20 protein-coding genes are annotated in these 22,725 nt (G+C 36.9%); 17 read left to right on the forward strand and 3 right to left on the reverse strand.

The features are described 5' to 3' along the window. The first annotated feature begins 93 nt into the window (after positions 1-93). From HMPREF2086_RS12110 to HMPREF2086_RS05745, 3 genes are all read left to right on the forward strand, one after another. Entirely contained in the window at positions 94-444 is a 351-nt protein-coding gene (locus HMPREF2086_RS12110) for a hypothetical protein (RefSeq protein ID WP_023927823.1), read from the forward strand. A 386-nt stretch (positions 445-830) separates the two neighbouring features. Continuing rightward, entirely contained in the window at positions 831-2,141 is a 1,311-nt protein-coding gene (locus tag HMPREF2086_RS05740; protein WP_023927824.1) for a radical SAM/SPASM domain-containing protein, read from the forward strand. Further along, entirely contained in the window at positions 2,125-4,344 is a 2,220-nt protein-coding gene (locus HMPREF2086_RS05745; RefSeq protein ID WP_023927825.1) for a DEAD/DEAH box helicase, read from the forward strand. Before HMPREF2086_RS05740 ends, HMPREF2086_RS05745 begins: the two co-directional genes overlap by 17 nt. A gap of 155 nt (positions 4,345-4,499) precedes the next feature. Here the strand turns inward: HMPREF2086_RS05745 and mqnF are convergent, their stop codons facing one another. Beyond that, positions 4,500-5,966: an aminofutalosine deaminase family hydrolase gene (gene mqnF / locus HMPREF2086_RS05750; RefSeq protein WP_023927826.1), complete on the reverse strand. Its 1,467-nt coding sequence runs from the start codon at positions 5,964-5,966 to the stop codon at positions 4,500-4,502. Positions 5,967-6,493: 527 nt separating this feature from the next. Between mqnF and HMPREF2086_RS05755 the strand changes: the two genes are divergently transcribed. The 4 genes from HMPREF2086_RS05755 to HMPREF2086_RS05770 all read left to right on the forward strand — a co-directional run bounded on the left by HMPREF2086_RS05755 (position 6,494) and on the right by HMPREF2086_RS05770 (position 8,521). Beyond that, complete coding sequence (locus tag HMPREF2086_RS05755; RefSeq protein ID WP_023927827.1) at positions 6,494-7,069, forward strand: hypothetical protein; 576 nt, start codon at positions 6,494-6,496, stop codon at positions 7,067-7,069. Positions 7,070-7,078: 9 nt separating this feature from the next. Further along, positions 7,079-7,675 carry a hypothetical protein gene (locus HMPREF2086_RS05760; protein WP_023927828.1) on the forward strand — a complete coding sequence of 199 codons (597 nt, stop codon included), beginning with the start codon at positions 7,079-7,081 and terminating at the stop codon, positions 7,673-7,675. A gap of 34 nt (positions 7,676-7,709) precedes the next feature. Beyond that, positions 7,710-8,057: a hypothetical protein gene (locus HMPREF2086_RS05765; protein WP_023927829.1), complete on the forward strand. Its 348-nt coding sequence runs from the start codon at positions 7,710-7,712 to the stop codon at positions 8,055-8,057. Positions 8,058-8,149: 92 nt separating this feature from the next. Continuing rightward, entirely contained in the window at positions 8,150-8,521 is a 372-nt protein-coding gene (locus HMPREF2086_RS05770) for a hypothetical protein (RefSeq protein ID WP_023927830.1), read from the forward strand. 128 nt (positions 8,522-8,649) lie between these two features. Here HMPREF2086_RS05770 and HMPREF2086_RS05775 read toward each other — a convergent pair whose 3' ends face one another. After that, entirely contained in the window at positions 8,650-9,855 is a 1,206-nt protein-coding gene (locus tag HMPREF2086_RS05775) for a hypothetical protein (RefSeq protein ID WP_023927831.1), read from the reverse strand. A 241-nt stretch (positions 9,856-10,096) separates the two neighbouring features. Between HMPREF2086_RS05775 and HMPREF2086_RS05780 the strand changes: the two genes are divergently transcribed. The 10 genes from HMPREF2086_RS05780 (at position 10,097) to HMPREF2086_RS05825 (ending at position 21,012) form a co-directional block, all read left to right on the forward strand. After that, the gene (locus HMPREF2086_RS05780) at positions 10,097-10,900 is read left to right on the forward strand and encodes a threonine/serine exporter family protein (protein WP_023927832.1); all 804 of its coding nucleotides are present in this window, start codon (positions 10,097-10,099) and stop codon (positions 10,898-10,900) included. 101 nt (positions 10,901-11,001) lie between these two features. Next, positions 11,002-11,604, forward strand: coding sequence for a threonine/serine exporter family protein (locus HMPREF2086_RS05785; RefSeq protein WP_023927833.1), 603 nt, complete (start codon positions 11,002-11,004; stop codon positions 11,602-11,604). 165 nt (positions 11,605-11,769) lie between these two features. Beyond that, entirely contained in the window at positions 11,770-12,042 is a 273-nt protein-coding gene (locus HMPREF2086_RS05790) for a type II toxin-antitoxin system RelB/DinJ family antitoxin (RefSeq protein ID WP_023927834.1), read from the forward strand. Next, positions 12,035-12,301 carry a Txe/YoeB family addiction module toxin gene (locus tag HMPREF2086_RS05795; RefSeq protein WP_023927835.1) on the forward strand — a complete coding sequence of 89 codons (267 nt, stop codon included), beginning with the start codon at positions 12,035-12,037 and terminating at the stop codon, positions 12,299-12,301. Before HMPREF2086_RS05790 ends, HMPREF2086_RS05795 begins: the two co-directional genes overlap by 8 nt. Positions 12,302-12,639: 338 nt before the next feature. Further along, positions 12,640-12,867, forward strand: coding sequence for a hypothetical protein (locus HMPREF2086_RS05800; RefSeq protein ID WP_023927836.1), 228 nt, complete (start codon positions 12,640-12,642; stop codon positions 12,865-12,867). A 12-nt stretch (positions 12,868-12,879) separates the two neighbouring features. Beyond that, positions 12,880-16,611 carry a type IIG restriction enzyme/methyltransferase gene (locus HMPREF2086_RS05805; RefSeq protein WP_023927837.1) on the forward strand — a complete coding sequence of 1,244 codons (3,732 nt, stop codon included), beginning with the start codon at positions 12,880-12,882 and terminating at the stop codon, positions 16,609-16,611. After that, the gene (locus HMPREF2086_RS05810) at positions 16,604-18,196 is read left to right on the forward strand and encodes an RNA-directed DNA polymerase (RefSeq protein ID WP_023927838.1); all 1,593 of its coding nucleotides are present in this window, start codon (positions 16,604-16,606) and stop codon (positions 18,194-18,196) included. Before HMPREF2086_RS05805 ends, HMPREF2086_RS05810 begins: the two co-directional genes overlap by 8 nt. Before the next feature lie 113 nt (positions 18,197-18,309). Further along, a complete protein-coding gene (locus tag HMPREF2086_RS05815; protein WP_023927839.1) occupies positions 18,310-19,434 on the forward strand; it encodes an ImmA/IrrE family metallo-endopeptidase in 1,125 nt (374 codons plus the stop codon). Beyond that, positions 19,431-19,967, forward strand: coding sequence for a DUF4411 family protein (locus HMPREF2086_RS05820; protein WP_023927840.1), 537 nt, complete (start codon positions 19,431-19,433; stop codon positions 19,965-19,967). The genes HMPREF2086_RS05815 and HMPREF2086_RS05820 overlap by 4 nt, the downstream gene beginning before the upstream one ends. 313 nt (positions 19,968-20,280) lie before the next feature. Further along, positions 20,281-21,012, forward strand: a complete 732-nt coding sequence (locus HMPREF2086_RS05825; protein WP_023927841.1) for a hypothetical protein — start codon at positions 20,281-20,283, stop codon at positions 21,010-21,012. A gap of 273 nt (positions 21,013-21,285) precedes the next feature. Here HMPREF2086_RS05825 and HMPREF2086_RS05830 read toward each other — a convergent pair whose 3' ends face one another. Beyond that, complete coding sequence (locus tag HMPREF2086_RS05830; protein ID WP_023927842.1) at positions 21,286-22,713, reverse strand: SLC13 family permease; 1,428 nt, start codon at positions 22,711-22,713, stop codon at positions 21,286-21,288. Positions 22,714-22,725: the final 12 nt, after the last annotated feature.

Genomic DNA, 22,725 nt, shown 5'->3' on the forward strand with positions numbered 1-22,725 from the left:
AGCTCTCATCGGTTGCGTGGTGCTGCTTTGCAAAGTGGCAAATGGAAGTGCTAAGAAGTTTAGAAAAATACTCAAAGACAAAAAGGAGAGAAAATGAACACAACAACAAAAACACTAAACACAAAAAGCGCAAAAACATTGGGCGCAAAAACGCTAAAAAGTCAAAACACAACAACAAGCGCGACAAAGAGCGTAAAAATCAGCGAGGCTAAAAAAGACAAAGGCTTTAATCTAAGCCTAAAAACCTTGCAAGTCGCAGAACTCTTTACCTCAATCGAATCAAAAAGAGAATTTGCCAAGCTAGGAATGAGTGTTTCACTGCTTACTTGTGTGGGAAGCGCGTTTTTTAAGGGCAATTTTGCACGAAATCTACATATCGCTTCAGGTGTTGCGTTAGTTGGCTTTAGCATTTGGCATCATAGCTTGTATGATAAAAATAAGTAGGGCGATTTGCGAAAGGGACTTGGCATTTCTAATTGCGATGAACCAAAGCCCTAGTATTCATTAGATATGTTGCATTAGCAATGCTTGTGGCAATTTAATAGAATACAGACGATAAAAACATTTTAAACCTAATAGCACCACTCCATTATATTCATATTAACGCTTGACATTTTTTTTTTGTGGTATCGTTCCGCTTCGTTATTTAAACAAAAGGAGCGAAAATGAAGCAATTTACCATTGTAAAACGAGTCATTAAAGACAAGGCTGTTAGTCGTTATTGTTTTAAAAATTGCCAAGTTAATGGCAACTAGCAAAACCATACAGCTTTGCAATATATGCAACTTTTAAAATTATTTAATTTTAAAAGTTGTGCTTTTAGGATTTTTATGACAACCTCCACAAATCAAATCAATGAAAATGATATATTGCCTCTGCCTAAAACGCTAGAATTTTGCAAAATCAATAATGAAATGTTAGTCATTGCACCTGGTTGCGGGAATATCATAGGATTGTTCAATGAAAATCAAGTAGAGATATTTGAAAATCTACGACAACATTCCATTATTGATACTGAAAAAATGGCAAAAAATGAAGCGGATTTTAATTTTGTAGTGGCACAAATTTTAGATAGAGAATTTTTTGATAGTCCGCTTGATATGTATGATGAGTATGATACTGTGCAAATATATTTAACAAATGCTTGTAATTTATCTTGTCCGCATTGCTATGTCAATGCTGGAGTGGCAAATAAAAATGAATTAGAAGCAAATCAATGGTTTGCTGTGCTTGATGAATTAGCAAAAAATGGCACAAAAGAAGTTATTTTTAGTGGTGGGGAAATATTGCTGTATAAAAAGTGCATAGAAGTCATAAAATATGCTAAAAGTCTTGGTTTTATAGTAAGCCTTAAAAGCAATGGGACGCTATGGAGTAAAGAGCAAATTAGTGATGTTGCGCCTTTTATAGATGATATACAAATTAGCATTGATGGCATAAATGAAGAGATGAATGCAAAGGTGCGCGGGGCTAATAGCTTTCAAAAGGCATTATTTTGCGTGGAGCAATTTTTAAAATGTGGCACAAAAGTTATTATCGCTACAACACCGACTTATGCTAATATCAATGAAATAGAAGCTGGTTTTGTGGCATTTGCGACAGATTTGCTGAAAAAATATGGGAAAAATTTGAGTTTTATTGTATCGCAAAAAATGCTTGGTGGGCGTGGCATTGCAATGAAATTTGATGATGAATCTAAGCACTATGCAAAAACGACAGATTCGCTAATGGAGCAAATCTATCCTAATTATAAATTAAAAAATTTAGCAATCAGCATTGAGAAAAAACAGCGCGTTAGAAATTGTGGCTATGGAAATTTGACTTTTGCAAGTAACGGCAATATTTATCTTTGTAATCGTATTGATGAGTTGCGTCCATTTGCAAATATCAATGATGATTTAAAAGAAGTCTTACATAAAGCAAAAGAATTTAATGCAAAAAGTAGTGTAGATTTTGTAAATCCGTGTAAAAATTGTAGTGTTAGATACATTTGTGGTGGTGGGTGTAGAATCGATGAATATAACTTTAAAGGTAGGCAAGAATTATTAGGCAAAGAGCTAGTAAAGGAATGTAGTGAGAATTTTAGAATAAAATTTAAACAATCATTACTTAATGGACTAAAATATGTCTATGCGATATGATTTACGACTTCGATTTAATTGCATTGACGATAAGATTTGCGTAGAGTTTCAAAAAAATGTAGATAAATTAGCACCAGCCGTTAGGACAAAAAGTGCCATTGCCAATGCAAAATTAAGTGATGGTGAAAAAGAATTGCTAATATTTTTACAACAAATTGATGGCAAATATCCGCCTTTTACCATACAAAAAGAATTATTTTGTGAATTATTGTTTGAAAAAATTGCGAATCTTAATTTTTTATTTACGCAAACTAGAAGTAGAAGTTTAAGGCGAATATACAATATGCCTTTTAAAGCAAATTCTTATAGCTTTGATAAACTTAAACCGACAAATATTAAGATTTACATTGCAAGTATTTTTGCCAATAAATGTCGTGTGGAATCTTATTTTGATTTTAGTGGCAATGAAATTCCGTTAGGATATGATTTTTTAATAGTCAAAGAAAAAATGCTTTTTAAAATGGATACAGCTGATATTATCAACAAAGCAAATGAGATTGTCCCAAATATCTTTGAAACTCATTTTTCTTTTGATGAGTTAAATGCACTTAAAAAAGAATTTATTGTATTAGTAAAATCACAAGACAATAAGCATAAAAGTGTTAGTTTTGGCAAAGATTCTAGTGGATTTTTATCGTTTGATAAAAATGTAGAAGTAGATACAAATTTGTATAATAATTTATTACAAGCATATTTGAAAGGTAAAAATTATGTAGAATTTGATGATAAAGTGCTATTTGTTAAAGATTCAGATTTCAATGAAAAAACCATATTACAGGTTATACAACAATCTAATATTGAGCCAAGTAATATTGTAGAGTTTTTAGAAAAGATTAAGAATATTAAACAATATCCTTGCGATTATGCCTTAAAAAATCTAACAAAAAGTATTAAAGTTCCGCTAAAACCTTATCAAATTGATGGTGTTTTATGGCTGTGTAATCTATATAAAAATAACGCGTGTGGAGGGTTATTGGCTGATGATATGGGATTAGGAAAAACGCTACAAACGATTTGCTTTTTTGTGCTTAATGATATTAGTAATATTCTTATTATATCACCAGCTTCACTTGTGCAAAATTGGAAAAATGAAATTTTAAAATTTTCACATATTAACGAAAATGATATTTCCATAAATTTGCAGGATTCTAAAATCCAAATTCTCTCTTATGAAAGTGCAAGAATTAACCTTTCAAAACTTAGTAAATATCAACTTTTAATCTTAGATGAATCGCAAAAGATTAAAAATGACAAAACACAAATTTTTAATGCAATAAATCAAATAGAGCGCGATTTTACTATTATCATAAGTGGCACACCCATTGAAAATTCTTTGTTAGACTTATGGAATATGATGAGCGCAGTTAATGTGAATTTTAAGTGGCTTTATGAGAACAAAATTGCTCCTTTTATAAACGATTCACAAAATGCTATTCATTTAAGTATAAAATTATTAAGTTCATTTATCAAAAGACGCAAAAAAGATGAAGTGCTAAATCTACCCGATAGATATGATGAAACTATTTTTATTGATTTTAGCAGTGCTGAAAAAGACGCCTATAATGAAATCTATAAAATCTTTTATTCTGCTTTAAAATCTGGTTTGTCTGCTAGGGCAAATTTTGTTATATTAGAAGGACTTTTAAGGCTTAGGCAATTTTGCAGTTTGCATAGCATTATTCCTACCATTCTTTATGATTGCCAAAATCTACACGATTCAAAGTTAAATGTGTTGCTTGAATTGGTTCATAATATAATTGACAAAAACGAGAAAGTGATTATTTTTTCACAATTTACAAAGAGTTTGGAAAAACTTAAAATCGCACTAAACACAATAAATTTTCTATACTTAGATGGCAGTATATCTAAACAAAATAGAGCAAAATTGATAGAAAAATTCCAAGCACCCAATAGTCCATTTAGCGTGTTTTTGGTAAGCCTAAAAGCTGGTGGTATCGGGCTAAATCTTACAAATGCGCAAAATGCTATTATATTAGAGCCTTGGTTTAATCCAGCCATTGAGGAACAGGCATTTAGCAGAATCCACCGAATCGGACAAGATAAAAAAGTGCGTATTTATAGATTGCTTTATTCAAATAGCATAGAAGCACAAATTGACAATCTAATCAACTATAAACTTAGCCTTTCGCAAAATCTTAATAGCGAATTATTAAAAATTGCTAAAAACATATTTTCAGATTGAGCTAATTGATTGCATAAATTAAATAACCGTATAAAGCTAACAGAGTGTTTTTTTAAGGGCAATTTTGCGCGAAATCTGCATATCGCTTCAGGTGTCGCGTTAGTTGGCTTTAGCATTTGGCATCATAGCTTGTATGACAAAAATAAGTAGAGAATTTACCTTTTTATTACCACTTCGCCATTGATATATAGCATATCTACTTTTTTGGCATTTGTGAGAAAATGCAAAATAGGCGTAGCAGAATCAGCGATTTTGGGAATCCCAAATAGCGCGAAATCAGCGTATTTCCCGCGCTTTAGCTCGCCATTTTCTAGCCCTAAAGCCTGCGCCCCATAGCGTGTAGCACTAAGCAAAAGCAGCTTTGCAGCCTCTCCTAGCCCAAACCCCTCGCAAAGCCCTAGCCCAAATAGTGCAGAGCGCATCTCATCTAGCAGATTTGTATCGACATTGCTACTTGCGCCATCTGTGCCAATGGCAAGCGAGTGTGCAAACCTAGAATCCACCCGCCTAAAGTGTGCAATATCAAGCATTTTGCCACCTAGCAGGCGATTTGAGCGAGGACAAGTAGTGATGAAATGCCCCGCGTCCAAAATCCGCCCTAGCTCCACCTCACTCATTGCTACACAATGCGTAAGCACTGCTTGCACGCCACTAAAAAGCTCCAAAAACTCGCTTATCTCATATAGTGGCTTTGGGTTTGGTATTTTTAGCGTATCGGCATAAAAGCCCTTAAACCACCCGCTTTTGGACTCTAGCCATTCCCGCTCACTTGCAGACTCTAGGAAATGCGCGCTTATGATAGGCTTTGTGCTACTTTTTTGCGTAGCAAAATCTATCACCTTTTTTGCTAGCTCACTATGCACCGAGTAGGGCGAGTGTATCGCTACGCGCGGGATAAATCGCTCACTTTTTACCTCAAACGCACTCTCAAACCGCTCCCTAAACCTTACAAAACTATTTTCCACTTCACTAGCCCCCAAAACCTCGCAAAAATACGACACACGCAAAGGTGAGTGTGCCAACGCTAGCATATCCCCTCCATAGCTAGAAATCGCACCCACACTCCCTACCCCACATTCCAGCTGTGTGTTTATCTGCTTTTTAAGCACTGATTCTAGCTTCTCTAGCACGCCTCCACGATAGCTCATCACAGAGGCTAGCCACGCCTCAAAGCTCCCATAGGCAAAGCTAGTCGTATTTGCCCCAAACTCAAAGTGAATATGAGCATTTACAAACGCAGGTAGTAGTATGCAGTCGCTAAAAAACTGCTTTTTTATAGGCTTTTTAGCCTTTTTTTTATTTTTTTCCCTTTTGGCAAAATCTAGCGCAAAATCCCTATCAAAACTAGAATCCAAACTACGCCCGCTAAGCTTGCCAAAGCCTTTGGCAAAATCCACACTAGATTTTATGCTAGATTTTGCGTCAAACCCTGCCCCAAAATCCGCACCAAAATCCGCACTAGATTCTATGCTAAAATCTGTATTTGATTCTATCTTGGATTCTAGCTCTTTATACTCTCCCACAGCGAGAATCCGCCCATTTTCAAACACCACACCACCATTCTTTATGATAGTGAAATCCTCATCACATACAAAAACCAAACTCGCACCGATTAGCCGCATTGCTTTCCTTTGTGTAAAATCTCTAATAATCTAAATATATGTGCCTAAATATATGTTTGGCAAATTTTGCCACAAGATTTTTATATTTTGCCTACAAAACAAAACTAGATTTACTTTTTTTGATATTTTATATGCTAGTATCTGCACTTGTTTTTGCCCTGCTTTGAAAACAAACAAACAGCAAGGGCAATGATAAATCACACCTAAAAGGAACTTTCAAATGGATTTGCCTAAAAATATCAAGAACCTCTCTCTCTCTCTCTCTCGTAACTAGCATTTCTTTACTTTTCTTTAGCTTAGCCCAAGCAAACACAAATGATAATACTTTAGATTTTAGCTCCTCTGAGTCTACTCCAAACACACAACATACACCACGCGGTGCGACCAATCAAAATCTTGTAAAATTTCATCGAGCTTATGATAGCTTCACTTGGGAGCTTGGCATAGGATATGTTGCAAGCTGGTTTAATGCTAGACAAAGGTTTGAACCTGAGCTAAATACGCAAAATGGAACTCAAATCAGCGAATTGACCAAAGATAATTCCCTAGCGCACGGCGCGGATTTGTTTTTCAATGGAAACTACTATATCCGCGACAGATTTGGCTGGACATTTGGAGTGGGAATGGAATTTATCGATATGAAGTGGAAAGACGGACTAGCACAAATCAATACTTATGCAGACATAGTAGAAACAGAAAAAATCAAAAATGAATTTTTATATGATGTGTATTTGCATACAGGGTTTTTTGGCGATGTGTGGCGCAAGAAAAATCAATCATTGCGACTTTTTGCCACTATCGGTGTGTCGATAGATTTTCTATTTGGTGGGTGGTATGAAAAAGAAGTAGATGAATGTAGCGGATATGTATTTTGTGTCCCTACATACAATCCTTACGATACAAAAAACAAAACTATTTCAGCCACACTGCCTATACAGCTTGGAGCACGATACTACTTCGCACAAAATCACGGAATCGAAGTTTTTGCCAAATATCACGCACTTAGCTGGAATTTCACACAATCCCACATAAACCCAAATCTAAAAACAAATATTTCGCGTGGCGCAAGTGTGGGAGCGCGATATGTATTTGAGTATAAATAAGGAGTAAAAATGAAATCTAGCAAACTTGTGATTTTGGTATGTATAGGAATGTTGGTGTGCGATTTTGCTTTTGGCAAAAAATATGACCCAAATAAAGATTATGGTTTTGTGCTAAAGCAAAAACAAAATGGCATAGAAAACCCACCACCAAACAAAGCTAGAATCTATGGCTTTATGCCAAATGAGATAACAAACTATACCACCACGCGCTACAATGCCACGATACACACCCTAGCACAAGCAAATGAGGATTTCAAGGAGGGCTATTTTTTTGGATTTGGGCGACCGGGCGAGGTATTTTATATAGACATTGTCCCAAGTGGAGAGCCAATTTTTATCGCTACAAAAATAATAGCTAGGAAACATATTTACTTCACTCCACAAGCTGGGAAAATCTATTGTGTAAAAATGGCGACAAAAGTAGGGTTATTTGGAGGTGCAAAAATTACCCTTGTCGATGAGGAGGATTGCACGACTTATGTATCACAACATATAAGAAGTGATTTTATGCGACAATGGCTTGAGGATAAAGAAAGGTTTGAAAAAGAACAACAAAAAGAAAAAGAAATAAAATCCAAACCGCAAGATAGCGAGTGGGATTGGTAACAGACATAACACTAAAAATAAAGGAGCTTAAAATATGAAAAGTTTAGGATTTTTATATGTCGCAATCTTGGGGATATTTTTTAGTGGCTGTGCCACACTTATTGACGGTAGCAATCAAAAAGTGCTACTTATGGCTTCAGATAGACAAAATGTAGTCGCAACCATAGGAAAAGAAAAAGTGCAACTGCCCGCAGAGGTAGAGCTACCACGAAAAGGTGTGCTTATAACCGTGCTAGCAAAAGATAATCAAGGCTACAAAGATAGCAAAGTGCACTCAAGCACTATCGGTGCTATGATAAAACAATCCAAAATTCTCGTTCAACACAATGTTTTGTGCTCTTATCGTCCCTTGTCCCATTGGAATAGTGTTTTCAAGTATTGACATTGCTTCTGGTGCTGCATACAAATACAGCAATGAGCAACTTATAATCCCAGTATATCCGCAAACTTGCAGGATAAAATAAGGAGGCAATAATGAAAATATGGCTACAAATAATATCACTTAGTACACTTGCATTTGTGTGCAGTGGCTGTGGGAAATTCGTAACAATGGTAAGTTCTGATGGAGAGAATCCTATCATTACAATCTGTGGGCAAAAAGCCAAACTCCCCGCAAAAGTATGCTTTAATTGCACGAAAAAGCAAGCACAAATACACGCAAAATGCAAACGAATTGTGGGGGCAGAAGTGCAGATTTTGAACGAAGATAATCCAAACTATGAAAATAGCTCTACAAATTCAAAGTTTTTGATTCTTGGTGCAAAAAAGGGCAAAAAACTAGAAATCCAAAATGCAGACAAAAAAGCAAAATATGTCATCGTCCCTGCCTATCCTAAGTGTAAATAAGATTTTGTTGTAGTGATTTTATGATTTTAGGCATTTTTTGATTTTTCGCATTTTGGATTTGATTTATTTTGGCTTTAGGCTTGATTTTGGATTTTTTATCCCCTATTTTTCTTTTGATTTTTTGGGGCTTAATGCTTATCATAAAATCCTTTTTCTATTAACGCCTCCTCAATTAGCGAAGTGCGTAGATTCAAGCTAGAATTTGTGCCTAAAAAGCTAACCTTTACCCAATCAATGGATTTCAAAGCATCTCTTACGCGCTCTCTATCTTGTAAAATCACAATGCCATAGCCCCGCCTATGTGGCAGTGATTCAAAATCATCATAGATTTTCATCTGTGGTTTTCCACTAGAGTGAAAGCAAGTGCTTGGCAGGTATAAGTCGCATTTATACAGCATTGCTTTGTTTCTCGTGCTTGAGCTTGTCCCGCCATCGCTTAGTGAGTAGATTTTGATATAGTCTTTGCAGGTTTTTGGCGCACTTGGGGCGATATTTAGGGTTTTACTTTCTATTAGCCTTTTGTGTGCCCAGATTTGAAAGAGCGTGGCTACTTCTACACTTTTGCCATTTGGATACACAAAGCTATCTAAAGGGAGTTTTTCGCTATGCACGAGGGTAAAATCTTTTACGCGCTTTTTGGGGCTACCTTTGCCATCGCTATCAAACAAAGGTGGCAAGATAAACGCCACAAAATCCGCATAGCTTCCGTTGCCAAAATCGCTAGAATGATTGATAAATCGCAAGGCTAGATTACCTCGCAATCCAAAGGGAGGATTGCCTAGCACGATATATTTTTTGGATTTTTCACTAGATTCGCCCATTTTTGATTCTCTAGATTCGCGCTCTTTTGATTCACTATATTCGCCCACATTTGGTGCAAATCCCAAAAAATTCTCACACAAAATCTCATCATTTTTGTATTCCAAATCAATCCCGATTCGCTGCCCTTTTGGCATTAGCTCATAAAAGCTCAAATCCCCGCAACTAGGCTCAATAAAAGTGTATTGCACTAAATCGATTTTATGAATCTCTAAGAATTTGACAAAGCAATCATAGCAATATTTTGCCACTTCTTTTTTGGTAAAAAACTCATTATGTGAGCGAAAATCTATCTTTTGTAAGTCGTATTTATTGCCTAGCAAAAAGTTTAAATCATAGAGATATTCATTGGGGATTTTGTTCGTGGCTTCCCACCGCTTCAAAGTGCCTGTGTGGAGGAAAAGTTTTTGTGCGATAATTTCTAGGGAATGCTCTAAGCGTAGCTCGTTATAGACGGCGGTAGCGTTGATTTTGCCAGCTTTTGTGGTTAGATTTTTTTGAGCAGATTCTATCACTTCTATGCCTTATTTTTTGCTTTTTTGCAAAAACAAATTTTGTCCGCAAAATCTCATTGATTTGTTTTGATTTTGAAGTAATTTTACATTTTTTTACACAAATTGATACTTTCTTTTTTTATACTTCTGTCTTAGATTTTAAGCTTGCTTAGATTTTAGGCTTGGATTTTAGCCAAAAAATTAACTGCAAAATTTTTGGCTTACCTTGCAGAAATTTGCAAAAAATATTTAAGGAGTGCAAATGCCACACAAAGACACTACCAAAAAGCTCGCTCAAAAGCCCACCATAGAGCAAGCGTGTGATTTTTTGGCGCATTACTCAAGCGCGCTTCTTAGCAATGGCGCATACACTTCGCGTATCATCAAATGCACCGAGCGAATCGCTAGAGCGTGGGGCTATGAGGTGCATTTGACCGTGTTTTTAAAATACATTACCATAAATATCACTGACACCCAAAACTACGACAAAAGGCGCACACAAGTCATAAAAAACGCTCCCTTAAGCCTAAATCTCGCGCTTATCTCAAACCTAAGCGCACTAAGCTGGCAAATCCACGATGAGAAGCTTACCCTCCCCCAAGCACAGCAGTCTTATGACTACAATATCGCCCAAAAGCGACTATCCCCGATTTTGGGCGTGTTTATCATAAGTGTGGGCAACGCGGCGTTTTGTCGGCTTTTTGGTGGGGATTTGGGTGCATTGCTTTGCATATTTGCAGGGACTTTTGTGGGGATTTGGACGCGCATTTTTTGCCACAAAATCAAGCTAGATTCTCGAGCGCAATACCTGCTATGCTCTTTTATCGTGTCTTTTGTAGCTTATATCGGCGTGTGGCTAGGCATCACAGCCACACCTGATATAGCTATCGCAGGGAGTATCCTCTATCTTATCCCGGGTGCTCTTATCATCAACGCCTTTGTGGATATTATCCACGAAAACACGCTAATGGGGGTTTCGCGCACCATAAATATGGCAGTAGTGATGATTTGCCTTGCCGCAGGCGTGTTTATCACGCTTGGGATTGCTAAAATCAATATTTTATAAGGGGTTTGGTGGTGTTTTTGTGGGCTTTTAAAACGAGCGGATTTTATGTGTTTTTTAAACAAAACACACGCAAAAAGCACAAAAATGTTTAAGGAGTAAAAATGTTTGATTTCAATTTGCATAGCGACATAGCGAGCTTTTGGGCACAGCATACGGGGGTTTTGGCAATTTTACACACAGAGATTTTGCAAGGCTCATTTATGCAATCAATCATCGGGCATTTTATCTGCGCGTTTTTGGCGGGCTTTGGCTTTACTTATGGGCTAAACCCACCGCTTAAGACACTTGTGTGGAGCGGGATTTTTGCTTCTATCGGGCATATTTCGCGCTCCTCACTTATGGAGAGTGGAGCTCTTAGTTTTTCGGGAGCTAGCTTTGTGGCGAGCCTTTTTATCGGGCTGCTTGGCACATTTGTGGCTAAGCGTCTAAAAGCCCCTATCGAAGTGGTGATTTTCCCCGCACTTTTGCCTATGTTTCCGGGCAAATACGGCTACCAAAGCATCATCTCGCTCCTTGATTTTATCGAGCATAGAGATGATGCCACGCGCTTAGAGTATCTGCTAAGTTTTTTTGATAATTTTATGATTATGTTTTCTGTCTCGCTCTCGCTCGTAGCGGGCGTGCTAGTGGTGCTCTCAATTTTTTATGAACAAAGCTTTATGATGACGCGCGGAATCAAGCGACTAAAGATTAGAGAGCATTAAAGATTTTTAAAATTTAAAAGGTAACTTGCTCCTTGAGTGCAAAATTATCACAAAATCCAAATGCAAAATAAATGGGCACTTAAAGGAGTGGGTATTGTGAAGTGTAATATCATCACAATAAAATTATGTTACAATACAAATTCAATTCTAAATTAAAGGATAACTATGGCAACGACATTACTACAAGTGCGCATTGACGCACAGACAAAAAAAGAAGCAGACGCGCTTTTTAATGAGCTTGGGCTAGATACCAGCACCGCGATTCGCGTGTTTATCAAACAAGCCCTTAAAAAACGCGCGATTCCTTTTAGCATAAAGGCAAAGAGTAAAGAGGAGGAAGAAGCGTTTTATAGCCCCGAAAATGTGGCACAGCTAAAGCAAGGCTACAAAGAGCTAAAAGCAGGGCGTGGCATTGAAAGAGAACTAATCAATGCGTAAAGTCTTTTGGGATAATGCTTGGGAGCAGTATTTATATTGGCAAAGTATTGATAAAAAGATTTTAGACAAAATCAACACGATTATAAAAGACATTGAGCGAAATGGTGTGCTAAAGGGACTTGGTAAGCCCGGAGCGTTAAAGGGAGATTTAAGCGGTATGTATTCGCGGCGTATCAATGACAAACACCGCCTTGTGTATTTCACTGACAAAGAGTATATTTTTATCGTGGCGTGCAAAACGCACTATAAGGATAAATAAACTTGCTATTTTTGCAACTTTAAGTGTAATAACTTTGCAAAAAGCACAAAAATGATAAAGCCTTATTTCTCGCGTTAGTTGGTTTTGCTGCGGTGTAGTTTTAAATTTTAAAATGACAAAAATCCCAGAAGTGCTATTTTTGTCAAAATTTATTCAGGTTTGATAAAATATCGCTTGGTATCTGTTTTTGCTTTTATTGCCAAGCGCAGAAGCCAAATGAAGCCAAATGCAAAAGCCCCACAAAAACCAAGAAAGAGGCGCAAAAAGAAGCGCGGGGTGTAAAAAGAGCAATAAAGAAAACACGATAAAACACAACCCACAAAATAAGGAGTAAGGCGATGAAAAAGAATAAAGACGCGGGACTGCGAGATTTGCGAGATATTGTGCTTATCATAGCAGCTATATTGCTGATTGCTACGATGATTCACTATGACAAGGACAGGGGCTTGCACTTGGGGCTGCCTATCATCATCGAGCATAGCACTTGTGAAGCAAGCGCGGACGCAAGCCAAGCGAGCACGACAAATGCAAATGCAACCCCAAGCGCGACAACCCCTAAGCGATAAGGACTTAAAAGAATGCTAGCATTTCGCGCACTCAAACTAGAGGAGATAAACTCTATCTACGCACAAGAGGGCTTAGAGAAAAACGAGTTAAACACCTTTGCCAAAGTCTTTGGCGAGTATCACACAAATGCCCAAGCTAAGCTCGCCCAAATCAGCGCAAGCACCACCAAATACAGCGAGCGCAACATTGCAGGCAACGAGCTAGCGCGCTTTTTTGACGCGCTAGGATTTCAAACCCAAATCGACCAAGAAAGTGGCGCACAAAGCGTAAATAGCGCGATTGACTTAGCCCTTTTGCAAAATGACAGCGTAAAAGTCATAATCGAGGCAAAACTTCCAGAATCTATATCCAAAAGCAAGCAAATGTTTTCTCCCCAAAATCCCAACTGCAAGGCACTGCACGAGGCGATTTTATACTATTTGCGCGAAGTGGTGGATAAGCAAAATTTCAGCGTAGAAACTATCATCATCACGGATTTTACGCGCTTTTTTATCTTTGGCTACAAGGAGTTTGAGCGGCTCTTTGCCAAAAACGCCAAAATCAAAGATATTTTTGCCAAATACAAAAACGACACGAGCAATTTTTATGCAAAGGCACAGGGCATTTTGGATTTGCTTGATGATGAGATTTGCGGTGTGTGCGTGGATTTATCAAACCTAGCAGGGCTTACCAAAGCAACCTCCACGCAAAGCACAACCCCCGCACAAAGCACAAAAAACAAAAATCCAAGCCAAAACGCCACCGAAAACACCGCCCAAAGCCCCACACAAAACCTAGCCACAAGCACTATGCAAGCCCTCACCCCAAAGGGCAAAAAGTCCCTAGAAACCCTTTGCAAAATCTTTCACAAAGACTTCCTCTTTGGCGAGTTTAAGCAGAGCAATCCTTTAAGCCCGCGATTTTATAACGAGCTCTTATACATTTTGGGCTTAAGCGAGTATAAGCGCAGTGGCAAAATCCTAATCCTGCCTAGCAAAGAAAGCCTTGAGGGCGCAAACACCCTCTATCATCTCATCATCACTCAACTACAAGCCACCCACCCAAGCGAGGCGCAAAATCTAGACTTTGTGATGCAATACATTATCCTGTGGCTAAACCGCATACTTTTCTTAAAGCTCATCGAGGCAAACCTTGTGCGATTTAACGATGACAAAGCCCTAGCATTCCTAAACAAATCTAAGCTAAAGGACTATCAAGCACTCTCCCACCTTTTCTTTGAGATTTTGGCAAAGGAGCATAGCAAGCGACCAAAGGACTCTCCCCTAGCCTACCTCCCGCACCTAAATTCCAGTCTTTTTGAGCGACAGCCTTGCGAGGAGGTGCTAGAGATTTCTATGCTTGATAATAGCGCGGAGTTTTCCTACTATGCCACCACGCAAGTGCGCAAAGAGGGCAAAAGGCAAGCGGGAAAAGTAAATCTGCTAAGCTATATTTTTGAGTTTTTAGACGCCTTTGACTTTGGCAGTGGCGAAAGCGACACGAGCGGTTACAACGAGGGCGAAGATTCTAGAATTATCGAGCAAAAAGAGCTTATCAAAACAAATGTCTTAGGGCTAGTGTTTGAGAAGCTAAATGGCTATAAAGAGGGGAGTTTCTACACGCCAAACTTCATCACAAGCTATATGTGTCGCATTAGCCTAGAGCAAGTCATCTTAGAGCGATTTAACGAAGCAAATCCCAAGTGGAACGCTACAAGCCTAGCACAGCTAGCCGAGCTTATCCGCGATGAGAGAGAGCGCAAAGATGAGTTCAAAGCGATTTTGCGCGGGGTGCGTATCTGCGACCCAAGCGTGGGCAGCGGGCACTTCCTTGTCTCCGCACTATGCGAAATGATACGCATCTATCATTCCTTGCGACTAAGCGATGAACTCAACGAATACGAACTCAAAATCGATGATGATGAAATCATCATCGATGTGGCAAAAGACAAAGTATTTGACTACAAAAAGCCAACCAAGCCAAATGACAATAATCAAGCCGTGCAAAAATGCCTTTTTACCCTTAAAAAATCCATAATCCAAAACAACCTCTTTGGTGTGGATATAAATCCCAATTCTGTGGAAATCTGCAAACTACGCCTTTGGATAGAACTACTCAAAAATAGCTACTATCTCACTCAGGCAAGCGAGGGCTTTGATGAACACTTGCCAGAGAACTACCACCAAATGCAAACCCTGCCAAATATCGACATAAACATAAAATGTGGCAATAGCCTTATAAGTCGCTTTAGCCTGCAAGATAGCCTGCGACATATCCCAAATATCAATAAACAAATAAAAGACTACCAAAAGCTAGTGCTAGACTACAAGCACTCTAACCAAAGCGAACTCAAAGCAAGCAAAAAAGACATAGAATCTAAAATCGCAAACCTCAAAGAGACATTCAAACTCACACTAAAAGACCCCAAAACAAAGGCGAGCCTAGAAAAAGCTATCAAAAATCATATCCGCGATTTTGGTATGTTTATGCTTGATGATGAGAGTTTGCTAGATGGCATAGGTGGCTACACGGGCAATCTTTTTGATGATAAAAACCTAAGCGATGAGGAGCAAAAGCAAGCCGCAGCAAGCTATGCAAATATCAAATATCTGCGACACAAACTCGACTCCGCCCTAAGTGGCGAGGAGTATAAAAACGCGTTTGAATGGCGATTTGAATTCCCTGAAGTGCTAGATAGCAATGGCGACTTTATGGGGTTTGATTTAATCATTGGCAATCCACCGTATGGCAATCTAAACAAACTCATACAAAAACAAATCATAGAATCCGCGTTTCCACATTCTTATTTTGGCGAGATTAGCTCAAACTTCGCCGAGCTAGCGCACACACTCATTAAACAAAGAGCGCGTTTTAGTTTTGTTACAAGCTACGCGCTTTTGTTTTCGCTAGCACAAAGTGGGCTAAGAAATCTTTTGCACTCAAACTACAAATACATACAAATATCATCTTATGATAGAGACGGCTCTCCGCAGTTTGACAAAATGTCGCAAAGTGTGTGCATTCTCTTTGCGGATTCTAAAGCCCACAAGCAAAAAGCGGTTTTTAGGACAAGTAATTTTGTGCGTCAAAAAATCCCACACGAGGAATTAGAATTTAGCAATGTAGATGATTTATTGCTTATTGGTGATGAACTTGGCAAGGATTTTTCACAAAGGCATAGAGTGCCAAAAATCGGTTCTTTGAAGAATCTAGAGCTACTAAAATATCTTAAAAAATTGCCAAACAAACTTGGAAACTTCTTTGGTGGCGATGAGTGCCTATACATACGCACAAGCGGTAATTATTGGTATAACGCGTTTTTGGAGATTCCATATCAAAGCACGGAAATAAAGTCTTTTAGCGTGAGTAATAAATATTTTGTGTTTTGTCTTATCAATTCAAATGTGTATTATTGGTGGCTACGAATCTATGGGGACGGCAGGCATAATAACAAAGACATTATGGATAGTTTCAGGCTACCAAAAATGGAGCTAATAAACAAATATGATGATTTGTGGAAAGAGCTAGCATTAAGTCATTGGAATAAAATGAAAAGTGTATTTAACACGCAACACAACTTTTTTGCCACTTCGCAAATCAAAGATAGCGTGGATATTTTGGATTATCACATTTGCCTAAAAGTGCTTGGATTTGATATGAAAACCCTAACATATATTTGCGATTATGACAGCAATATAAGAGGCGGACTGAAGTGTGATTTTAAGAAATTGGAAAGAAAAATAAAGGACAAAAGGCGTGGCTAACCAAAGAAAAAATATTTTGCAACTTAATTGTAAAGAAGCTAAAAACTTTTTCTTGGAGGAAAAAAGCTATTGCAACTTTGATTTACCACCATACATAAATTTTGAACCCTTACTTAAAGCCATAGATGATAAAATTGAAAATAAACAAGATATTACTTTTAAAGCAATAGGTGGCACTAAGTCAAAAAATTTTGACAATGTTAATTATAAATTGTTTAATAATAAAAATGGGCGATACGATTGGCGTCCATTTGAACTAATAAATCCATTCATATATGTGTATCTTGTGCGAGAAATCACAAAGCAAAAAAATTGGGATTTTATACAAAATAATTTCAAAAAACTAAACAAAAATAATTTTATAAAATCTCATAGTATTCCTATTAAGTCACAAACTAACAGACCAAATAAAGCAGAACAAATTTTGGAATGGTGGGAAAAAATAGAGCAAGAATCTATAAAATATAGCCTAGAATTTGACTATTTATTTGATACCGATATAACAAATTTTTACCCCTCAATCTATACGCACTCCATTGCTTGGGCTTTGCATACAAAGAAAGTAGCAAAAGAAAATAGAGGACATAATGATGATTTGTTGGGCAATAAAATAGATGAGTATATTAGAAATATGTGCTACGGACAAACAAACGGCATTCCGCAAGGTTCTAATCTAATGGATTTTATTGCTGAAATAGTTTTAGTTTATATTGATAGTCTTTTGAGTAAAATTTTGCAAAAAAATAAAATTGACAAGAAAGATTTTAGAATAATTCGTTATAGAGATGACTATAAAATATTTGTCAATAATCCACAAATTGCGGACTTTATACTTAAAAACCTATCTAAAATTCTTGCAAAAACAGGGCTTAAATTAAATCCAAACAAAACAACAGCTTCACAAAATGTTATTCAAGGCTCTATTAAAAAAGATAAGATTGAATGGCTCTTTCTAGAATCAAACCTAAGAGGACAGACCACACTACAAAAACAACTTATTATGTTTCATAGATTTGCATTAGAGCACCAAAATAGTGGCACACTAAATAAAGTTTTACAAATACTTTTAAGTGATTTGCATAAATCTAAACAAAAAGATAAAAAGGTAGCTACAAACAAACTTTTTAAAACACGATTAGGCAAAGACACCTATGTTCTAATCGCCATTTTAGTGGATATTGCTTCACTTAATCCAAAAATATACCCTATTACTATGTCAATTTTAGGTTTTTTATTTGACAAAATTAAAAACAAGAAATTTATTGATAACACAATCCAAAGACTTAAAAGAATCAACAATAACGCTTATATGCAAATTTGGCTTCAAAGAGCCGTTATTAAATTGAACATTTCTAGCGAAAATTTTTTTGATGAACAAATATGTAAAGAGGTTGATTACATAAATTCACTCCCTAAAAATAAAAAACATCAAGTAGAATTATGGAATGTTAATTGGCTAAGTTGTAATGAGTTAAAAAATTTAATTAAAAAATATCCAATAATAGACAAATCAAAAATTGATAACCTAGAAAAATATACAAAACCAGACGAGATTAACCTATTTGGATACAATAAAATATCTTAAAAACATATCAAACAAAACCAACAAAAAAAGCCCAAAAATGTATTACAACCCGCCACATTACCCTAGAATTTTGGTAAAATCCTAACAAACCAACAGAAATGGAGTAGTTGAGTATGACACCAAGCGCAAGCGTCATTACCCAAGCACTAGAAAGAAACAATCTTTCACTAGAACATATAGCTAATTCTGTTTTTGGCAGTGGGGCAAGGGATTTTATCGCCTTTGTAAAAAATCCTAATAACTCAACACTTAATATCAAATATAGAGATTTGTCTAAAATAGCAAGCAAATTACAAATTCCTTTTGGCTATCTTTTTTTGGAAAAACTACCGCAAGAGAATATCAAAATACCTGAATTGCGCAGAAAAAACTTAAATTTGCCTATATCAAATACCTTAAAAGAAAGTGTAAAAAATAGTGAATATAAACAACTATGGTATAGAGATTACCTTATTTCAGTGGGTGAGAAAGAAAACTTTACGCAAAAATACAATAACAAAAACGATATTGTTGAATCCATAAAAAGGCTCGTTTCGTTTGAATCCTTGCCAAAAGACCCCTATAAGGCTATGCAAAAACTTATAGACAGGCTACAAAATAATAATTTTTTGATTTTTATTGCAAGTAGCATAGATAGAAAAAAGGGCACAAAAATAGAAATAGAGGATTGTAGGGGATATTGTTTGTATGACAGCTACACACCTGTAATATTTCTAAACAACGCTGACTCATATCGTGGTAAAATTTTCACTATTCTGCACGAACTAGCCCACATTTTATGTGGGGAGAATGGAATTACAACCAATGATAACCAACATTCAAAAATAGAAAAATTTTGCAATGAAATTGCTAGCGAAATTTTGATTCCAAAGAAGTTTATCTTAGAAAAATGGGATAAAAATTTGAAAATAAATGAAAATGCAGAATTTATAGAAAAAGAGTGCTTAGCAAGCAAGGAGGCAATCGCTACAAAAGCGATAAATTTAAAAATTATTTCTAAGAAAGATTACGATAAATACAGAGAATATCTAACAAATCTACCTAAGAAAAAGTTTTTTGCCCGCAACGATAAGCATAAAACCCCTAGAAGAATTATCAAGGAAAATAGTGCAAATTTTACAAGGGCGATTGTAACTCAAACATTAAACAACAATTTAGACTTTAATACTGCTATGGACTATCTGGGGATAAAAGAAATGAAACATTTTGACAACATAAGAAAAGAGCTAAAAATATGAAAAAATATTTATTTGATACAAATTTCTTTTTAGATTCAGACTTGCGGTATTATAATCATACATTTTTTGCTGAATTTTGGAACTTGATGCAATATTTAAGCAAAAAAGATTCTTTTAGAAGCATTAGAAAAGTAAAGAAAGAACTAATGGCGAAAGAGGATTGGGTTAGCAAGTTTATAAAAAACTTACCACAAAAATTCTTTATTGATGAAACAAAATATATGGAATCCTATATAGAAGTTATCAAGCATTCACAAAATCTTAGTGTTAATAATTTAGCAAAAGAAAAATTTGCTGATGAGAATAAGGCAGATGCTTGGCTTGTGGCTGTTGCTTTGAAAAATAAATACACGATAATAAGCAATGAAAAATTTATAGATAACAAGGAAAGAAAACATATAAAAATCCCTAGAATCTGCAAAGAATTAAAAATAGAATGTATGGATATTTTTAATTTTATAGCCGAAAACAAGTTTGAATTTAGCGTTAAAAAACCTAAAATACTACAAGAAGTTTTATTTGATACTGATTGATACTCTGCGCTTTGTCATACCAACTCACACGCCCTTACACCTTTTATCATATTGACTGACACGCTTTTACCCCACATAGAAAGCGTTGTAAGCAAGCCTTTTTGTCATACTTAAGCGCAAGCGAAGTATCTCATCAAATCATCGCAGAGATTTTTCGCATTCTTACAAATATTCAAAATGACAAGATAGGGAAATCTATAACAAAAGTGCGGAATACAAAAATAACGAAACACACAATACAATAGAGAAATTTCACTCCGCTCAACATAGCAAAAACTCCCACCAAACAAACCCCCAATCGTGGAATAAAATTATGCTACAATACGCGAAGTTTAATGGCAAGATAACTACACAAATCACGCAAAAATATACAAATATAAGGATTTTTTTGCAGGCACAAAAATTTATCAAACTTTTTTCACAAGCAAGGCTAAATGGTTATACTAGCCCACAAGAACACGAGGAAAATCTCGCTCTAATTGGCACAATATCACGCAAAATAGGTATTTTAGAAATCATATTGCGCAATAGCATTGATGAGATTATGCAAGCACAAAATCCAAAATGGCTACAATCTCTGCCACAAGATTTTGAGCTAAAAAAGGATAAAAACGAGCAAAATCCAACGCGCGATAAAATCATTTCTATGCAAAGTTTGGGTTTTTGGGTGCGAGTGGTAGAGCACTATAAAATCCACAATCAAGTATTTGGCAAGGATTTTTTGGATAATTTAGATTTGAAAAAATATTGTGCGAAAAATCCGCACCATTTTTACAGCACAAGCATAATGCGTCATCACAAAGTAAGTGCGATTATCCAACTTTTTAGACTTATTAGAAACCGCGCTTTTCACTTTGAAAATCTCTACAAAATTACGCAAAATGGTTATCCTAGACTAAATGTAAAAATACAAAACAAACACAAAGAAAAGGCATACATAGCCATAAAACCAAGTAAAATCACGGTGTTTCTTGATGATTTAATCACAAATTTTGATAAAGATTTGATAACTTACGCACGCTATAACGAGAATATAAAAAACTAAGAAGCTAAATAGGATTGAATAGAAGTGGGGACAAGTGCCCCCTAGAAAACAAGCGGATTATAACACAAAAAACACTTGGTAAAAAGAAAAAGTCCATATTTTTGTTAAAAATATTCAATATTTTTACTCGCATAGTGAGTTATTCTAGCCACTAAACAAACGCCTTTTTTAAAATTTAAATTCTAGAAAAACCAAAAATCCGCAAACATAAATCCGCGCCAAAAACTTGCGCTAAGTCTAAAACCACCAAACAAAAATCCGCACAAAACCCCCTTACAAAAACCACCGCCAATACAGCATTGCAAAGGCAATCAGTAGCACGATACCCACCCCGCTTAGCACGATACCGAAGCGAAACATATCCCAGATTTTTATCCCACCCTTGCTAAAAACAATCGCATTTGGCGGTGTAGAGATAGGAAACATAAAGCTAAAGCCCACGCAAATCGTGGCGATAAGCATCACAAGGCTTTGCATTTGCGCGTCCAAAAACCCCTTCGTGCTCGCAAAAATGATAGAGAGCAAAATCGCAATGAGTGCCGTAGAGCTAATAAACATACTTAGCACGAGCACGAGCAAGCACAAAAGCAGGATAAACACGAGGATTGGCAGGCTTGAGAGATAGCTAAAAATCGGTGCAAACGCGCTGCCTAAGTGCATTTCAGAAATCGCCATAGCCACGCAAAACCCCGCACCAAACAAAAAGTTAATCTCATAGGGAATCTGTTTAGAATCTTCCCACTGCAAAAATCCAACCTTTGGCACAAACATAAGCAAGCCAAAAAAGAGCAACACGACATTTTCATTTAGCCCTAGCCCGTCATAAAAAGGCTTTATAGGGGAATTTAGCAACAGCAAAATAAGCAAAAACGCAAGCATAACAAGCAACCGCTTATGCGCGAAACTTACCCCGATTTCTTTAAACACCTCGATTTGAAGTGTCTCATTTGGCAAGCCAAAAGAGAGGACTTTCACCATTGCATAAAGCATACAAATCGTAAGCGGGAGCATCATCATAATCCAAGTCATAAAGCCAATCCCCTCAAATCCCACAGTCTCCAAAAACCCGATAAATATGAGGTTTGGCGGTGTGCCAATAGGCGTGGTAATCCCGCTAATGCTCGCTCCAAACGCCACACTAAGCAAAAATCGCGTCTTTAGCACGACATCTTTTGACACAGATAACGCCACAGGGATAAGCAGCAGGGCGACTGTGGAGTTTGAGAGCGCACTACCAAGTGCGACACTTGCCACGCCAAGCGCGGTTATTACGCCTTTTGGTGTGGGTGGGAAGTGGCTTAAGAATGCTTTTGCGATTATGCGGTGAAGCCCGATTTTTTCCACCGCAGTGGCGAGCATAAACCCGCCCAAAAACAAAAAAATGATAGGATTTGCGTAATTGCTCGTAGCGGATTTTACATCGAGGATTCCAAAAGCGGGGAAAAGCACGATAGGCAGGAGCGAGACAATGCCAAGTGGCAGGGCTTGGTTTGTCCAAAGAATGATAAGCAAGCAAAGAATCCCCATAAACGCGCCCACCTGCGCACTCGCATCAAAATAATAAATGCTAATAAGCGCACTTATAATCGCACAAAGCAGGGCAAAAATAAGCCCAAGCGAGATAGCAAACGCACCTTTGAGGGCGAACTTCGCGCTATGCTCCAAATGCGTGTGTCTTTTTGAGTGCCACCTAAAGTGCATACTACTCCTTTC

Origin of the sequence: Helicobacter macacae MIT 99-5501 (genome assembly GCF_000507845.1) — a bacterium.
In the GTDB taxonomy this organism is placed as follows: Bacteria; Campylobacterota; Campylobacteria; order Campylobacterales; family Helicobacteraceae; genus Helicobacter_B; species Helicobacter_B macacae.

What these genes read in the sequence shown, in the direction of transcription:
- HMPREF2086_RS05745 (WP_023927825.1), top strand. Translation starts at nt 2,125, where the DNA reads ATGTCTATGCGATATGATTTACGACTTCGATTTAATTGCATTGACGAT.
- HMPREF2086_RS05770 (WP_023927830.1), top strand. Translation starts at nt 8,150, where the DNA reads ATGAAAATATGGCTACAAATAATATCACTTAGTACACTTGCATTTGTG.
- HMPREF2086_RS05780 (WP_023927832.1), top strand. Translation starts at nt 10,097, where the DNA reads ATGCCACACAAAGACACTACCAAAAAGCTCGCTCAAAAGCCCACCATA.
- HMPREF2086_RS05800 (WP_023927836.1), top strand. Translation starts at nt 12,640, where the DNA reads ATGAAAAAGAATAAAGACGCGGGACTGCGAGATTTGCGAGATATTGTG.
- HMPREF2086_RS05830 (WP_023927842.1), bottom strand. Translation starts at nt 22,713, where the DNA reads ATGCACTTTAGGTGGCACTCAAAAAGACACACGCATTTGGAGCATAGC.
- HMPREF2086_RS05785 (WP_023927833.1), top strand. Translation starts at nt 11,002, where the DNA reads ATGTTTGATTTCAATTTGCATAGCGACATAGCGAGCTTTTGGGCACAG.
- HMPREF2086_RS05805 (WP_023927837.1), top strand. Translation starts at nt 12,880, where the DNA reads ATGCTAGCATTTCGCGCACTCAAACTAGAGGAGATAAACTCTATCTAC.
- HMPREF2086_RS05815 (WP_023927839.1), top strand. Translation starts at nt 18,310, where the DNA reads ATGACACCAAGCGCAAGCGTCATTACCCAAGCACTAGAAAGAAACAAT.
- HMPREF2086_RS05765 (WP_023927829.1), top strand. Translation starts at nt 7,710, where the DNA reads ATGAAAAGTTTAGGATTTTTATATGTCGCAATCTTGGGGATATTTTTT.
- HMPREF2086_RS05795 (WP_023927835.1), top strand. Translation starts at nt 12,035, where the DNA reads ATGCGTAAAGTCTTTTGGGATAATGCTTGGGAGCAGTATTTATATTGG.
- HMPREF2086_RS05740 (WP_023927824.1), top strand. Translation starts at nt 831, where the DNA reads ATGACAACCTCCACAAATCAAATCAATGAAAATGATATATTGCCTCTG.
- HMPREF2086_RS05760 (WP_023927828.1), top strand. Translation starts at nt 7,079, where the DNA reads ATGAAATCTAGCAAACTTGTGATTTTGGTATGTATAGGAATGTTGGTG.
- HMPREF2086_RS12110 (WP_023927823.1), top strand. Translation starts at nt 94, where the DNA reads ATGAACACAACAACAAAAACACTAAACACAAAAAGCGCAAAAACATTG.
- HMPREF2086_RS05820 (WP_023927840.1), top strand. Translation starts at nt 19,431, where the DNA reads ATGAAAAAATATTTATTTGATACAAATTTCTTTTTAGATTCAGACTTG.
- HMPREF2086_RS05825 (WP_023927841.1), top strand. Translation starts at nt 20,281, where the DNA reads ATGCTACAATACGCGAAGTTTAATGGCAAGATAACTACACAAATCACG.
- mqnF (WP_023927826.1), bottom strand. Translation starts at nt 5,966, where the DNA reads ATGCGGCTAATCGGTGCGAGTTTGGTTTTTGTATGTGATGAGGATTTC.
- HMPREF2086_RS05790 (WP_023927834.1), top strand. Translation starts at nt 11,770, where the DNA reads ATGGCAACGACATTACTACAAGTGCGCATTGACGCACAGACAAAAAAA.